Source organism: Mycobacterium sp. MOTT36Y (assembly GCF_000262165.1).
Classification (GTDB): domain Bacteria; phylum Actinomycetota; class Actinomycetes; order Mycobacteriales; family Mycobacteriaceae; genus Mycobacterium; species Mycobacterium intracellulare.
Genome location: NC_017904.1, coordinates 4,421,858 through 4,436,076, shown reverse-complemented (window position 1 = coordinate 4,436,076; position 14,219 = coordinate 4,421,858). Strand labels below are relative to the sequence as shown.

General features: G+C 68.0%; 14 protein-coding genes and 1 pseudogene. 6 read left to right on the top strand and 9 right to left on the bottom strand.

Annotation, left to right across the window (positions count from 1 at the left end):
- Positions 1 to 38: 38 nt before the first annotated feature.
- The gene (locus W7S_RS20175) at positions 39 to 1,193 is read left to right on the top strand and encodes a ferredoxin reductase (RefSeq protein WP_036429592.1); all 1,155 of its coding nucleotides are present in this window, start codon (positions 39 to 41) and stop codon (positions 1,191 to 1,193) included.
- Between the two features lie 86 nt (positions 1,194 to 1,279).
- A complete protein-coding gene (locus tag W7S_RS20170) occupies positions 1,280 to 2,563 on the top strand; it encodes a fatty acid desaturase (protein ID WP_008259745.1) in 1,284 nt (427 codons plus the stop codon).
- A gap of 89 nt (positions 2,564 to 2,652) precedes the next feature.
- Here W7S_RS20170 and W7S_RS20165 read toward each other — a convergent pair whose 3' ends face one another.
- The 5 genes from W7S_RS20165 to W7S_RS20145 all read right to left on the bottom strand — a co-directional run bounded on the left by W7S_RS20165 (position 2,653) and on the right by W7S_RS20145 (position 6,777).
- The gene (locus W7S_RS20165; protein WP_008259744.1) at positions 2,653 to 3,477 is read right to left on the bottom strand and encodes a hypothetical protein; all 825 of its coding nucleotides are present in this window, start codon (positions 3,475 to 3,477) and stop codon (positions 2,653 to 2,655) included.
- Complete coding sequence (locus W7S_RS20160) at positions 3,474 to 4,082, bottom strand: TetR/AcrR family transcriptional regulator (protein WP_014712262.1); 609 nt, start codon at positions 4,080 to 4,082, stop codon at positions 3,474 to 3,476. Before W7S_RS20160 ends, W7S_RS20165 begins: the two co-directional genes overlap by 4 nt.
- Positions 4,083 to 4,143: 61 nt before the next feature.
- Positions 4,144 to 4,644, bottom strand: coding sequence for a DUF302 domain-containing protein (locus W7S_RS20155; protein ID WP_008259742.1), 501 nt, complete (start codon positions 4,642 to 4,644; stop codon positions 4,144 to 4,146).
- The gene (locus W7S_RS20150) at positions 4,631 to 5,590 is read right to left on the bottom strand and encodes a carbon-nitrogen hydrolase family protein (RefSeq protein WP_008259741.1); all 960 of its coding nucleotides are present in this window, start codon (positions 5,588 to 5,590) and stop codon (positions 4,631 to 4,633) included. Before W7S_RS20150 ends, W7S_RS20155 begins: the two co-directional genes overlap by 14 nt.
- 11 nt (positions 5,591 to 5,601) lie before the next feature.
- Positions 5,602 to 6,777: an acetyl-CoA C-acyltransferase gene (locus tag W7S_RS20145; protein WP_014712261.1), complete on the bottom strand. Its 1,176-nt coding sequence runs from the start codon at positions 6,775 to 6,777 to the stop codon at positions 5,602 to 5,604.
- 92 nt (positions 6,778 to 6,869) lie between these two features.
- Between W7S_RS20145 and W7S_RS20140 the strand changes: the two genes are divergently transcribed.
- Positions 6,870 to 7,346, top strand: coding sequence for a helix-turn-helix domain-containing protein (locus W7S_RS20140; RefSeq protein WP_014712260.1), 477 nt, complete (start codon positions 6,870 to 6,872; stop codon positions 7,344 to 7,346).
- Here W7S_RS20140 and rsgA read toward each other — a convergent pair.
- Both rsgA and aroA read right to left on the bottom strand, forming a co-directional pair.
- Entirely contained in the window at positions 7,330 to 8,313 is a 984-nt protein-coding gene (rsgA, locus tag W7S_RS20135; RefSeq protein ID WP_014712259.1) for a ribosome small subunit-dependent GTPase A, read from the bottom strand. The two genes, W7S_RS20140 and rsgA, sit on opposite strands and share 17 nt — an antisense overlap.
- Positions 8,310 to 9,629: a 3-phosphoshikimate 1-carboxyvinyltransferase gene (gene aroA, locus W7S_RS20130; protein ID WP_041298011.1), complete on the bottom strand. Its 1,320-nt coding sequence runs from the start codon at positions 9,627 to 9,629 to the stop codon at positions 8,310 to 8,312. Before aroA ends, rsgA begins: the two co-directional genes overlap by 4 nt.
- 123 nt (positions 9,630 to 9,752) lie before the next feature.
- Between aroA and W7S_RS20125 the strand changes: the two genes are divergently transcribed.
- A complete protein-coding gene (locus W7S_RS20125) occupies positions 9,753 to 10,517 on the top strand; it encodes an SOS response-associated peptidase (RefSeq protein ID WP_014712257.1) in 765 nt (254 codons plus the stop codon).
- Positions 10,518 to 10,532: 15 nt separating this feature from the next.
- Here the strand turns inward: W7S_RS20125 and W7S_RS27900 are convergent.
- Positions 10,533 to 10,670 (bottom strand): annotated as a pseudogene (locus W7S_RS27900) (hypothetical protein); the annotation flags it as partial.
- Between the two features lie 37 nt (positions 10,671 to 10,707).
- On the opposite strand from W7S_RS27900, the gene W7S_RS20120 reads away from it, so the two are divergent.
- Entirely contained in the window at positions 10,708 to 10,983 is a 276-nt protein-coding gene (locus W7S_RS20120; protein WP_014712256.1) for a hypothetical protein, read from the top strand.
- Complete coding sequence (locus W7S_RS27215) at positions 10,980 to 11,156, top strand: hypothetical protein (protein ID WP_168160326.1); 177 nt, start codon at positions 10,980 to 10,982, stop codon at positions 11,154 to 11,156. Before W7S_RS20120 ends, W7S_RS27215 begins: the two co-directional genes overlap by 4 nt.
- 322 nt (positions 11,157 to 11,478) lie before the next feature.
- Here W7S_RS27215 and W7S_RS20115 read toward each other — a convergent pair whose 3' ends face one another.
- Complete coding sequence (locus W7S_RS20115; protein WP_014712292.1) at positions 11,479 to 14,205, bottom strand: transglycosylase family protein; 2,727 nt, start codon at positions 14,203 to 14,205, stop codon at positions 11,479 to 11,481.
- Positions 14,206 to 14,219: the final 14 nt, after the last annotated feature.

The window sequence follows — 14,219 nt, the reverse complement described above, 5'->3', positions numbered from 1 at the left end:
GCGTAATTAAAGCGCCACGTCGTGAGCAGGAGCTTCCTCTGGGCAAACGGAACCCATCGATCGCGGGCAACGTCGTCGACACCAAGCGGCCCGTGGTCGCCGGTGCCGACCGGCATCCCGGCTGGCACGCCCTGCGCAAGCTCGCCGCGCGCATCACGACGCCGCTGCTGCCCGACGACTATCTGCACCTGGCCAATCCGCTCTGGTCGGCGCGCGAACTGCGAGGACGCGTCCTGCAGGTGCGTCGCGAGACGGAGGATTCCGCGACCCTGGTCATCAAGCCGGGTTGGGGCTTCGACTTCGACTACCAGCCGGGCCAGTACATCGGCATCGGACTGCTGATGGACGGGCGCTGGCGCTGGCGGTCGTATTCACTGACCTCGACCCCGGCGGCGACGCCCGCGCGCTCCGGTTCGGCGCGCACCGTGACCATCACCGTTAAGGCGATGCCGGAGGGTTTCCTCTCGTCGCACCTGGTGGCCGGCGTGGAACCGGGCACCGTCGTCCGGCTGGCCGCGCCGCAGGGCAACTTCGTCCTGCCCGACCCCGCACCCGCCTCGATCCTGTTCCTCACCGCCGGCTCCGGGATCACGCCCGTGATGTCGATGTTGCGAACCCTGGTGCGCCGCAACCAAATCGGTGACATCGCCCACCTGCATTCGGCCCCCACGGAATCGCACGTGATGTTTCGCGGCGAGCTGGCCGCGCTGCAGGCCGACCACCCGGGCTATCGGTTGCAGCTGCGCGAGACGCGCACCCAGGGCCGGCTCGACCTGTCCGCGCTGGACGCCGACGTGCCGGACTGGCGCGAGCGCCAGACCTGGGCCTGCGGGCCGGAGGGCCTGCTCACCGCCGCCGAGCGCGTGTGGTCGGCCGCGGGCATCGCCGAGCGGTTGCATCTCGAGCGGTTCGCGGTGTCCAAGGCCGCGCCCGCCGGTGCGGGTGGGACGGTCACCTTCGCGCAAAGCGGACGCACCGTCGCCGCCGACGCCGCGACGTCGTTGATGGATGCGGGGGAGAGCGTCGGCGTGCAGATGCCGTTCGGGTGCCGCATGGGTATCTGCCAGTCCTGCGTGGTCGGCCTGGTGGAGGGCCACGTCCGTGACCTGCGGACCGGCCAGGAGCACGACCCGGGGACCCGGGTGCAGACCTGCGTGTCGGCCGCGTCCGGCGATTGCGTGCTCGACATTTAAAGGCTACTCACAGGTAACCTACGGATTCGTAGGTTACGATAGCGTAGGTCTAGTACCGAACAAACGACCGCAGGGAGATGACGACGATGGCGATCAGTGACGTCGACGTATTCGCCCATCTGACGGACGCCGATATCGAAAACCTGGCCGTTGAGCTCGATGCCATCCGCCAGGACGTGGAAGACTCGCGCGGCGAGCGGGACGCTCGCTACATCCGCCGCACCATCGCGGCCCAGCGCGCGCTTGAGGTAACCGGCCGGCTGTTGCTGGCCGCCAGCTCGCGGCGCTCGGCCTGGTGGGCGGGGACGGTGACGCTGGGCGTGGCCAAGATCGTCGAGAACATGGAGATTGGCCACAACGTCATGCACGGGCAGTGGGACTGGATGAACGACCCCGAGATTCACTCCTCGACGTGGGAGTGGGACATGAGCGGGTCGTCCAAGCACTGGCGCTACACCCACAACTTCGTGCACCACAAGTACACCAACATCCTCGGGATGGACGACGACGTCGGCTACGGCCTGCTGCGCGTCACCCGCGACCAGCGCTGGAAGCGCTTCAACATCTTCAACCTGGTGTACAACACCCTGCTGGCGCTCCTCTTCGAGTGGGGCGTCGGCCTGCAGCACGTGGAGCTCGGCAAGATCGCCAAGCGACGCATGGACAACGACGAAGCCCGGGAGCGGGTCGATGAGTTCCTGGCCAAGGCCGGGCGGCAGGTGTTCAAGGACTACGTGGCGTTCCCCGCGCTGACCTCGTTGTCACCCGGAGCCACCTACATGTCCACGCTGAAGGCCAACGCGCTTGCCAACGTGATTCGCAACGTGTGGGCCAACGCGGTGATCTTCTGCGGCCATTTCCCCGACGGCGCAGAGAAATTCACCAAGACCGACATGATCGGCGAGACCAAGGGTCAGTGGTATCTGCGCCAGATGCTGGGCAGCGCCAACTTCGAGGCCGGCCCCGCCCTGCGGTTCATGAGCGGCAACCTGTGCCACCAGATCGAGCACCACCTGTATCCCGATCTGCCGAGCAACCGGCTGCACGAGATCTCGCTGCGGGTGCGTCAGGTCTGCGACAAGTACGACTTGCCTTACACCACAGGGTCTTTCCTTTTCCAGTACGCGAAGACGTGGCGCACGCTGGCCAAGCTGTCGCTGCCGAACAAGTACCTGCGCGACGACGCCGACAACGCCCCGGAGACCCGCAGCGAGCGGATGTTCGACGAACTCGAGCCGGGTTTTTTGGGTACCGATCCGGCCACCGGCCGCCGCCGCGGTTTGAAGTCCGCGATCGCCGCCGTGCGCGGTTGGCGGCGCGGGAAGCGCGCGGCCGTCGCGCGCAGTGTTGACGATGGCCTCGCCGCCTAGGGGCTCTCTAGAGCTTCTCGCCGAACGTGTTCTGGCGGCGAATATTTCGTTGGCTTATCGCCCTGAGTGCACGCTCGCCGCGGGCGTCGTCAGGGGTGCGTGACGAGGTACGTTTCGTTGCCCAGGTCGGCGGTGAGTTCGTCGACGTCGAAGGGCCGGTCGAGCCGCGCGGCCAACGCCTCCTTGTCGACGAGGAGGCTGATCTCCGCGGTCTGCCGCGCGAAAAGCCGCCCGATGTACGGGTAGATGCGGCGCATGATCGCCCGCTCCGCGGAGGTGCAGCGTGACGCGCAGTAGCCGACGTGGCCGATTTCGTCGGTGAGAATTTCGCTGTAGAGCAATTCGATTCGCCGGGCAACATCGGGTTCGTCGGCGAAGAGCCTTCCGCCGACGCGGCGCAGTTCGTCAAACATGATGCAGCCGGCCATCTCTGCGGCCCCGACGAACAGGAAGCCGAGCCGTTCGGGCAGAAATACGCCCGTCTTGACGAATTGGCGCATCACGAAAGGCGGGGGCACAACCTGGAAGGTGAGATCGAAGACGTCCAGCGCGTAGGCGAGCAGCCGCGTGTGGTAGTGCTCCTCGAGTTCGAGGTAGACGTTCTCGGGCGGCAGGCTTTCGTCGCTGTTACGCCCATAGGTTTCGCCGAGTCCCACGCCGAACCGCTCGGCCTGATTCAGCTTGGCGGTCGCCAGCAGGAACAGCATTTTGGGGTCCAGGCCGGGTTCCGGTCGCCGGCGGCGCAGGTTGCGCAGGAACGTCTGTCGGTCGGCGGGATGGGCCGACCGGACGGGGTTGGCCTCGAGTTCGCCGAAGAACCGCTCTCGGTTCGCCAGCCGCCTGTTGAGCAGGTCGGCCTCGCCGTCGCGGCGGGCCAGGAAGTCCCGGTAGCCCTCGATGCCCGTACGATTCATCGTTTCTCCATTCCCTTGACAATCGTTGTCACGTAACGGCTTAACAGCGCTTCGTCGTGCGCTCCGGTGGACAGCAGCGCGAAAAGCCCGGTGAGGAAGAACGTTCCGAGTTCCGCCGGGTCGGCGTCGGCGGGCACCTGTCCCTCGTCTTGGGCCCGGCCGATCACGCCCACCAGGAACTGGGCGAGGGGATGCTGCATCAATTCGTCTTCGACCGGACGGGTCGAGGAGAAATGCAACCCGAGCATGTCCCGGAAAACGGCGTCGCCCAGCCGGCGTTCGGCACGAAGAACGTGCTGTACAACTTGCGACAGCACCGAGGCCAGATCGCCCGTGGCATCGCCGAGTTCGCTGATGATCCGGGTCTCCTCGTTGCGCTCCACCTCGATAAGGACGTGCTCCTTGGTGGGGAAGTGGAAGTAGAACGTCCCCCTCACCACGCCCGCCGCGGCGGCGATGGCGCTGACGTCGGCGGCGGCAAACCCGCGTTGCGAGATCTCGGACAACGCCGCGTCGAACAGGCGCGCCCGCGTCTCGAGCCGCCGGGCCTCCCGGACGCTCGCGGCTGCGGAGTTGGCCGAGGATGCTGCGCGTGCCGACGCCATGCAGGCACGGTACGCCAATTGCTGACGCCCGTCAATGACGGGCGTCAGCGAATTTGGGTCGTCAGGAGCCGCCGGCCACCTTTTCGGCCAGGGCCGCCAGCTTGCCGTCGAGTTGCTCAGCGGCGCTGAGCAACTCGGGATTGGGCTCGACGACCATGAGCGACGACGGTTTGACGTAGGTCACGCTGCTGCCATCGTCGCCCTCGTCGGCGACCAACAGCTCGACCGGGGCGAACAATCCGGCCTTGACGTCGTGGCGCAGCATGGTGATGGCGATCAGCGGGTTGCCGAGGATGACGCGCAACGCCTTGCGGTCGATGCCGGCCTTGGTGATCCAGGCGCCGTGGTCGACCGTGCCGAATAACATGAATCCACTTGGGCCGGCGTGGTTTTGGATTCGACCCTCGTATTCCTGCCAGTCGCCGGTCGTCGTCGTAATGTCGTCGATCGGCACCGGGCTTTCTCCGATGTCGGCGAGCAGCGCGCCGACCAGCGCGTCATAGCTCTTGGCGCTGTCGTAGCGCACCCGAATGCCCTCGAACTTGGTTTCAGACGCAGACACTTTCGACCTCCTCTGGTCCGATGCTCTCGTGTACCTGGGTACGTGGGGTGCGATCGATGAGCAGGCTGAGCGTTTCGGGCCGGCTGTAGTGGCCGCCGGCATCCATCAGCGCCTTCCGCGTGTTGATCAACGACAAGTCGAGGTCAGCGATGACGTCGCCCTCGCCCGTGCGCAGCGGCTCACCCACGTATTCGCCCTGGGGCGTGATGATCGCGGTGAAGTGGCCGCCCGAGATAGGTCCGATCGGACAGTCGGTGTCGGCCATGATCTGCGCCTGCTGATCCGCTTCGAGCCACGCGGTCGCGTTGACGACGAAGGCGCCCGACTCGAGCGCGTGATTGCGCACGCTGATCTCCATCTGCCGCGCGAACAGGTCGCCGCCGAAAGATCCGGGGAACATGCTCGAGTGGATCTGCTCGTCGTCGGCGATCAAGGCGTAGCGGGCCAATGCATTGAAGTGTTCGTAGCACGCCAACTGTCCGACGCGCCCGACTGCGCTGTCGACCGCGCGCAGCCCACTACCGTCGCCCTGGCCCCAGACCATCCGTTCGTGGTAGGTCGGCATGATCTTGCGGCGGCGCTGCAGCAGGGTGCCGTCGGCGTCGAACAACAACTGCGTGTTGTACAGCGAAGCACCGTCGCGCTCGTTGACACCGATCGATACGACCATGCCTGCCGCACGGGCGGCCTCGGCGATCGCGTCGACCGCCGGCGACGGGATCGCCACGGCCTGGTCGAGGAGCCGCAGGTGCTCCGGTCGCATCTCGAAGGGGCGCTGGACGAACGAGAAGTACGGGTAGTAGGGAATCACCGTTTCCGGGAATGTCGCGAACTGCACGTCGCGGCGTGCCAGCTGCGCGATCTTGCCGACCACCTTTTCCACGGTGCCCTCGCGACTGTAAAGGACGGGGCTGAGCTGCACTGCGGCGGCGCGGATTACGTCCATCGCCCCGTCTCCTAGCCCAGTCGCTCGATGATGGTGGCGTTGGCCATGCCGCCGCCCTCGCACATCGTCTGCAGCCCATACCGGCCGCCGCGCTGCTCCAAAGCGTTCACCAGCGTCGTCATGATGCGAGCGCCGCTGGCGCCCAACGGATGACCAATCGCGATCGCCCCGCCGTTGACGTTGGTCTTGGCCAGATCGGCTCCGGTGTCGTGCGCCCAGGCCAGCACCACGGGCGCGAACGCCTCGTTCACCTCGAACAGGTCGATGTCGGCCAGCGTGAGCCCTGCTTTCGACAACACCTTCTCGGTGGCGGGAATGACGCCGGTCAGCATGTAGAGCGGGTCGGAGCCCACCACGGTGGTGGTGTGGATCCGGGCCAGCGGGCGCAGGCCCAGTTTCCGGGCGACCTCGCTGCTGGTGATCATGACCGCGGCGCTGCCGTCGGACAGCGGTGACGAGTTGCCCGGGGTGATCTCCCAATTGATCTGCGGGAAGCGGGCTTTGGCCGCCTCGCTGTAGAACGCCGGCTGCAGTCCGGATAGCGTCTGCACCGTCGTGCCGGGGCGGATGATCTCGTCGGTGGCGAGCCCGGCAATCGGGATGAGCTCGTTGTCGAACAGCCCGTCCTTGGTGGCGCGGGCCGCCTTCTCGTGGCTGCCGGCGGAGAACTCGTCGAGTTCGGTGCGCGAAAAGCCCCACTCCGCGGCGATCAGTTCGGCGCTGATGCCCTGGCGCACCAGGCCGTCGGGATAGCGCGCGTCCATCCCCTCGCCGAACGGGTTGCTGCCCGGTGACACCTGGCTGCCCATCGGGACGCGCCCCATCGATTCCACGCCGGCGGCGATCACCAGGTCGTAGGCACCGGCGATCACACCCTGTGCCGCGAAGCTGATGGCCTGCTGGCTGCTGCCGCACTGGCGGTCGATGGTGACACCGGGCACCGTCTCCGGGAATCCCGCGCCCAGCAGGGCATTGCGGGCGATGTTGACGGCCTGGTCCCCGACCTGGGTGACGGCGCCGGCGATGACATCGTCGACCTGTGCCGGATCGACGCCGGTGCGCGTCACCAGCTCGCGCAGGCTGTGCGCGAGCAGGTCGGCGGGCAGCACACCGTGCAGCGCGCCGCTGGCCTTGCCCTTGCCGATGGGCGTGCGCACTGCTCCGACGATGACGGCGTCGCGGGTCATGGCTCCTCCTCGAGTCCATCTGGGTATATCAAGCTGTACTCAGATAAACACCTCGGTATGATGAAAGCAACCCAGCTGGGGAGGTGATTTAGATGACACTGCTGCAGGGGCCGCTGGCCGACCGCGACGCCTGGTCGGCGGTGGGTGAGTGCGCGATCGAAAAGACGATGGCGGTCGTCGGTACCAAATCCGCGATGCTGATCATGCGCGAGGCGTACTACGGCACCACGCGTTTCGACGACTTCGCCCGCCGGGTGGGCATCACCAAGGCCGCCACCTCGGCGCGGCTGGCCGAGCTCGTCGAGCTGGGTCTGCTACGGCGCCAGCCCTATCGGGAGCCCGGTCAGCGCAGCCGCGACGAGTATGTGCTCACCCAGGCGGGCATCGATTTCATGCCCGTGGTGTGGGCGATGTTCGAGTGGGGTAGGCATCATCTGCCGGGGCGCCACCGGCTGCGGCTGACACACGTGGGCTGCGGTGCCGAGGTCGGCGTCGAAATTCGGTGCGCCGAGGGACATTTGGTGCCGCCGGATGAGCTCGGCATGCGGCTGGCTAAGAAGCGTGGTTGAGGGCGGCCAGCAGCCGGCGGGCGGCCGCGACGCGGCGGGCGGCGGGCCCGGTCAGTGTGTCCAGCGCGCACTCGGGGTCGGCCGGCGGGCCCATGTGCCCGCAGCCGCGCGGACAGTCGTCGATGGCGTCCGCCAGATCCGAGAACGCCATCATGACGTCGTCGGGCTGGATGTGGGCCAGCCCGAAGGAGCGGATGCCCGGCGTGTCGATCACCCAGCCCGACGTCGCCAGTGGGAGCGCGACCGATTGCGTGGAGGTGTGCCGCCCCCGGCCGATGTCGGTCACGTCGCCGACGGCGCGGTCCGCGTCGGGCACCAGCCGGTTCACCAACGTCGACTTGCCGACTCCGGAATGCCCGAGCAGCACGGTGATCTTGCCGGCGAGCAAATCCGCCACGGCGAGCAGGGGATCGTCGCGGCCCGCGACGACCACCGTCAGATCCAGGTCGACGAACTGCTCCGCGAACGGCTCCGGCGGGGCGAGGTCGGTCTTGGTCAGGCACAGGATCGGGGTGAGTCCGCCGGCATAGGCGGCGATCAGCGTCCGGTCCACCAGCCCGGTGCGGGGAGGCGGGTCGGCGAGCGCCACCACGATCAGCAGCTGGTCGGCGTTGGCGACGACCACCCGTTCGGTCGGATCCGTGTCATCGGCGGTGCGCCGCAACACAGTTCGGCGCTCACCGCGGCGCACGATGCGGGCCAGCGTGTCCGTCCGCCCGGACAGATCGCCGACCACATCGACCTCGTCGCCGACGACGATCGGCGTCCGGCCCAGTTCCCGGGCCCGCATGGCGGTGACCCTACGGTCGACGTCGCCGCCCAGCACGCACCCCCAGCGGCCGCGGTCGACACTGACCACCATGGCGGCCTGGGCGTCGGCGTGCTCAGGACGGGTCTTGGTCCGCGGCCGCGAACCCCGGCCGGAGCGGATCTTGACGTCGGACTCGTCGTAGTCGCCGGGCTTCACATGCCGCGGTCTTCCTGGGCGGTCAGCATGTCGGCCCACAGCCGCGGAAAGTCGGGCAGCGTCTTGGTGGTGGCGCCGATGTCGTCGACCTCGACGCCGGCTACCCGAAGCCCGACGATTGCGCCCGCCATCGCCATCCGGTGGTCGGCGTACGCGCGCCAGACGCCCGGCCGCAGCGGTGTCGCGGTGATCACCAGGCCGTCGGGCGTTTCGGTGCAATCGCCGCCCAGGCGGTTGATTTCGGCGCTCAGCGCGGCGAGCCGATTGGTCTCGTGGCCGCGCAGGTGGGCGATGCCGGACAGGCGCGACACCGAGCCCGGGGCCGCCAGCGCCGCCAGGGCGGCCACCGACGGTGTCAACTCGCCGACCGCGCGCAGGTCGACGTCAAAACCGCCGTAGTCCCCGGAGGCGCGCGCCTCCAGGTACGAATCATGTTGGGTGACAACGGCATTCAACTTGCCCAACACGGCCAGGATGTGCTCGGCGGGTTGCACGCTGTTCGCCGGCCAGCCCGTGATGCGCACCGCGCCGCCGGTGACGACGGCCGCCGCCAGGAACGGGACGGCGTTCGTCAGGTCCGGCTCGACCACCCAGTGCCGGGCCGCGACCGGCCCGGGTCGCACCCGCCAGCGGTTGGGGACGGAGTCGTCGACGTCGACGCCGGCCTGGCGCAGCATCGTCACCGTCATCGCGATGTGCGGCGCCGACGGCAGCGCCGAACCGGTGTGCCGCACCGTCAGCCCCTCGGCGAAAGAGGCCGCGCACAACAGCAACCCGGAGACGAACTGTGACGAGGCCGAGGCGTCGATCTCGACGGTGCCCCCGGTGACCGCGCCGGTGCCCAGGACCCGAAACGGCAGACCCGAGCCGTCGATCCGCACGCCCAACCCGCGCAGCGCGTCGAGTAGCGGCGCGATGGGCCGCGCCCTGGCCTGCTCGTCGCCGTCGAACTCGACGATCGATTCGGCGAGCGCCGCCAGCGGCGGTACGAACCGCAGCACCGTGCCCGCCAGGCCGCAATCGACCTGTGCCATCGGTTCCGGCACCACGCGGCCGCTGACCGTCAACTCCGTCCCGTCGCCGTCGACGCGCAGGCCCAGCGTGCGCAGCGCGCCGATCATCAAGTCGGTGTCCCGGCTGCGCAGTGCCCCGCTAATGGTCGGGGTGCCTCCCCTGGGCGAGCCCGGGGACCCCGGGCCCTGCGCGGCCGCCAGCGCCGCCAGCACCAGGGTCCGGTTGGTCTGCGATTTCGAACCGGGAACGGTCACGGTCGCGTGCACCGGTTGCGGTGCCTGGGGGGCCGTCCACGTACTCACCGGTCCATCATCGCCTGTCACCGGTTGCTGCCACCAATAGGAGTTCGGTGGCTTCTGCCACCCATAGGAGTTCCGTGGCTCTGCCACCCATAGGAGTCCCGTGGCTTCTGCCACCATGGAGGTATGTGCGGACGGTTTGCGGTCACGACCGACCCGGCCCTGTTGGCCCAGAAGATCAAGGCGATCGACGAGACCACCGGCGCCGACGCCGATTCGAGCGCGCCCAACTACAACGTGGCTCCGACCTCGACCATCGCGACCGTCGTCAGCCGGCATTCCGAACCCGAGGACGAGCCGACGCGGCGGGTGCGGCTGATGCGTTGGGGCTTGGTGCCGCCGTGGGCCAAGGCGGGCGCCGACGGCGCGCCCGAAACCAAGGGTCCGATGCTGATCAATGCCCGCGCCGACAAGGTCACCAGCTCGCCGGCCTTCCGGACCAGCGCCAAGTCCAAGCGTTGCCTGATCCCGATGGACGGCTACTACGAATGGCGGGTCAATTCCGACGCCGCGGTCGGCAAGAAGTCCCGCAAGACACCGTTTTTCATGTACCGGGAGGACGGCGAGCCGCTGTTCATGGCGGGCCTGTGGTCGGTGTGGAAGCCGGCCAAGGACGCGTCGCCACTGCTGAGCTGCACGATCATCACCACCGACGCGCCCGGGGAGCTCGCGCAGATCCACGATCGGATGCCGTTGGTGATGCCCGAACGCGATTGGGACCGGTGGCTCGACCCCGACGCCCCGATCGACGAAAAACTGCTGGCCCGCACGCCCGACGTGCGCGCCATCCGCACGCGTGAGGTGTCGACGCTGGTCAACAACGTGCGCAACAACGGCCCGCAGCTACTCGAGCCGGCCGAGCCGGAGCCCGAGCAGGCACGGCTTCTCTAGCGCAACACGCGCGGGTTATGCCGCGCCTGGATTGTCGGCTTCTTCGTCGTCGTCGTGTTCGTGGTGGAGGAGTTTTTCGGGGTGGTGGTAGGTGTTGGTGCGGGGTTGTCCGCGTTCGAGGTGGGGTGGTGGTTTCCATTCCCAGCTCCGCCGTTGGCAAACGAACACCAACGGAAAGGGAACCGCCCCAATGCCAACCATCCCCGAAATCACCACGACCGACGTCCAAAGGTTCGCCGCCGGCCGGGCCGAGGCCGTCCTGCAACAGCACGCCTTCGCGGCTGGTGATGTCCAGTATGACGTGTACGCGAGCCTCGGCTTCGACATCGGGTCGTGCGGTGATTCCGCCCGGCTGTTCGATGCGGCGTCGGTGCTGATGCAGTCCGGCAACGCGCTACGCCTTGCGCAACGACGCCACGCGATCGACGCCGCCAAGCAGCGCCACCCCGCAGGGCGTGCGCTGTGATCGGCCGTAGCTGGCCCGAACGCATCGCCGCAGCGGTTGCGGTGACCGCCGCCGTGACCTTCTGTGGGGCCGTCTATGTCGCCGCGGCGGTCGGCCTCGCCGCCGGTGCGATCACCGCTGTCATGTTCGGCGCTGTGCTGCTGGGCCAGTACCTCGGGGAGCGGAACCGATGAGCCGCCGCGGGTGGGCGCTGTCCGCGGTCGCCGCCCTTGCCATTGTCGCTGCACCCACGGCTCATGCCGACCCGGACCAGCAACCATTTGTGCCGGGAACGGTGGTTGACTGCGCCGGGCAGGCGGTGCCGTTGGATCCGCGGGTGTCTGTCCGTGACCCGTTGGGCACCCTGATTTTTCAGGAGATGCTCAAAGCGATGTGCGGGGCTGTACCGCCGGCGCCGCCGGCTCCGGTCGCGCCGGCCGGCGCACCATAAGCCCACCGCATACGAGAAACCGCCCCCGGTTGCCGGGGGCGGTTTTCGTTGTTCCGAGGGCGCTGCTACGGCCTTCCGGCGTAGCGCCACATTTGCAGCCGCTGACGTGAATCAATCTCGCGCTGCAACTCGTTGACGTCCTTGACGGTCACGCTGTCGATGTTCACGCTGAAGTTCGGCGCGTACCCGTTGGCCGCCTTGGGGTCCAGTTGAGGCATGCCCTGGGCGGCGATGGCGTGCATGTCTCCCCACTGGTCGGCGTTGAGAATCGGCTCAGGCTTGTTCGAGAGGTTCACCGCGATACCGTTCGGCTGCAGCCAGCCGCCGTCGTCGAACACTCCGGGCATGTCCAGCGGCACGAAATCCAGCGGACCCTGCGGCTTCTTCGGCTGTACGGGCGGCTGATCCGGCTGCGGGGCCATCGGGCCAGACTTCGGGGCCTGCGGCCCCAGCGGGGCGGTGGGCGCAAGGCTGGGCGTCGCGCCGGAAGGCGAAAGCCCCGGCGCGCCAACGGGTGCCGGCGTGAAGTTGCCGGTGCCCTCGGTGGCCAGCGGGACGCTCTGGCCGACCACCTGCTGTCCGGGCATCTGCCCCGGCTGCACCGGGCCGGCCGGGCTCGCGGCGCCGCCACCCGGGTTGTCCTGCTGCTGCTCGGCCTTCTCGCCGGTGGTCACTGCGGCGGCCTGGCCGGGCAGCTGCGGCATGAACTGCGACGGGTCTGTCTGGAAGAACCGCGGCACGCCGAACGGCAGCAGAATCTCGGCCAGGGCGTCGCCGCCGATACCGGCGAGCTGAAACCCGTACTGCACACCGCGTTCGGCCATTTTCGTGCCCACGCCGATCAAGAACTGCGAGGCGGCGCCCCCGGCCTGGCCGCCGGCGCCGAAGCTGCCGGCCGCCGCGGCGGCGGAGATCGCGGTCGACGCCGCAGAAGCGGCCTGCTCGATGAGGCCATTTACCGCTGATGCGCCCATCTGCATCGCACCGGACCACAGCGACGTACCGGCCTGGCCGCCGCCGCCCGCACCCGCGGGAATGTACCCCTGCGTGCGCAAATCGCTGCCCGCCGGTGCACCTGTCAACGCCGTCAGGGCGGCGGCTCCGTTCGGGCCAGGAGACTGCCCCGACGACAACGGGGTGTCGCTAGGCCCCGCCCCGGCGCCCGGAATGCCCTGCAAGGCGTTCTTCGCTTGATCCTGCGTCAGAACGATTTCCGGCTTACCGCTGGCGTTGTTGACCAACTGCAGACCAGGCGGGAGAGGCCCGCCGTCGTCGAACCCCGTGGGCACAAGGCCCTGAAGCAGCGCCGCCGCGTTCTCCCGCCCAGGCAAGCCCGCGCCCCAATCCGAACCAGATGGGTTGGACTGCAAAATCCTCGCCGCGATCTGGGCTTGCTGCTGCGGGGTAGCCGCAATCGCCGACGGCGCGAAACTCGTCCCGCCATGCGCTGCCCACGTCCGCGGGGTGATCTGGAACAGTCCCTCGGCCTCGTTACCGCCCGAGTTCGCGTCGATGATGCCCTGGCGCTGGTTGATGCCGCTCGATTCGCGGCCGATCAGGTGCGCCCACGCGGGATTAGGGGATGTCCATGTGCCGGAAGCGGTTTGAACAAGCGGGACGGCGGGGGCGCCGCCGCTGTTTCCGCTCGGCGCGGCACCAGGCTTACCTTGCGGCGCGAGCGCCGCAAACGGATTCATCGAACCCGTGACAGCGGTGTAGCCGTCCTCCACTGCGGGCGCTGAGCCGGGCAGCGGGATCGCTGACACGCCCGGCTTCGGGTGCACATTCTCGGGAAGCTGAACACCCTTGGTCGGGTCGGGTCCACCGAAGGGCGTGGCGCTGAGAAAATCTTTCACTCCCGAAAACCCGTTGGAAAGCTGGTGCATGAACCACAACGCCGAACCCGGGACTTCGGCGTATTTCGCCACGCCGAGCTGCGTTAGTGCGTCGTCCAGCTCTTTGGCCGCGGTCACGGTGAGACCGATCGGCCCGGCCGCGGCGCCGATGGACTCCAGGCCCTTCGCGGCTTTCGGCGAATTGGTGGCCAGCAAGCCCAAACCCGTTGCCGTGTCCTCGATGTCGCCCTTGATGTCCCTGAACGACTGCTGGGCATTCCCGGCCACGGTGCCGATCTTCTCGAAGACGTTGGCGGCGTCGCTTTGCCCAATCCCGTTGAGCGCGTCGCCAATCCCCGTCAGCGTCCCGCCGATGTCCTGGTTCTTCACCCCGGTGATGGATTTACCGATGCCATCCATAACGCTGATGACCTGATCGCCGTCCACGCCCAGGCTGCGCACCCACCCGCCCAGCGGCGAGTCCCCGATGGCGTTGCCGATAGCACGGCCGGCCTTCGCGGCGGCCTTGCCCATTTCGGCTTCAAGCGTGGTCCCGGCATCCTTGGCGCCCTGGCGGGCAGCCTCGAGGATTGATGAGCCCAAATCCTTGACGATCGAATCCCCGGTCCGCTTGGTCGCCTTGCCGAGTTCGTCGTTGACCGACTTCCCGGCATCCTTGGCGCCCTTGCTGACTCCCTTGTTCAGGGCTTCGCCGGCATCCTTGCCGACCTTCTCGGCGGTCTTGGTTGCCTTGCCCAGCTCCTCGCTGACGGACTTGCCAGCATCCTTGACGCCCTTGGTGATTCCGTCGTTCAACGCCTTCCCGGCCTGCTGGCCGGCCTTATCCGCGGCCTTTCCGACGCCGGTGATCTCGGCTGTGATCTCCTTCATGGCGTTGCCGGCCTTCTTGACCGTCAGCTCCACAAATCCCGAGGCGAGCTTCACTCCGTCGCTCATGTTGTTGTCTCCCT

Excerpts from the sequence above, each read along its gene's own strand:
- W7S_RS20145 (WP_014712261.1), bottom strand. The coding sequence starts at position 6,777 with ATGACCCGCGACGCCGTCATCGTCGGAGCAGTGCGCACGCCCATCGGC.
- W7S_RS20150 (WP_008259741.1), bottom strand. The coding sequence starts at position 5,590 with ATGGACGTAATCCGCGCCGCCGCAGTGCAGCTCAGCCCCGTCCTTTAC.
- W7S_RS20140 (WP_014712260.1), top strand. The coding sequence starts at position 6,870 with ATGACACTGCTGCAGGGGCCGCTGGCCGACCGCGACGCCTGGTCGGCG.
- W7S_RS20160 (WP_014712262.1), bottom strand. The coding sequence starts at position 4,082 with ATGGCGTCGGCACGCGCAGCATCCTCGGCCAACTCCGCAGCCGCGAGC.
- W7S_RS20120 (WP_014712256.1), top strand. The coding sequence starts at position 10,708 with ATGCCAACCATCCCCGAAATCACCACGACCGACGTCCAAAGGTTCGCC.
- W7S_RS20170 (WP_008259745.1), top strand. The coding sequence starts at position 1,280 with ATGGCGATCAGTGACGTCGACGTATTCGCCCATCTGACGGACGCCGAT.
- W7S_RS20115 (WP_014712292.1), bottom strand. The coding sequence starts at position 14,205 with ATGAGCGACGGAGTGAAGCTCGCCTCGGGATTTGTGGAGCTGACGGTC.
- W7S_RS20125 (WP_014712257.1), top strand. The coding sequence starts at position 9,753 with ATGTGCGGACGGTTTGCGGTCACGACCGACCCGGCCCTGTTGGCCCAG.
- W7S_RS20165 (WP_008259744.1), bottom strand. The coding sequence starts at position 3,477 with ATGAATCGTACGGGCATCGAGGGCTACCGGGACTTCCTGGCCCGCCGC.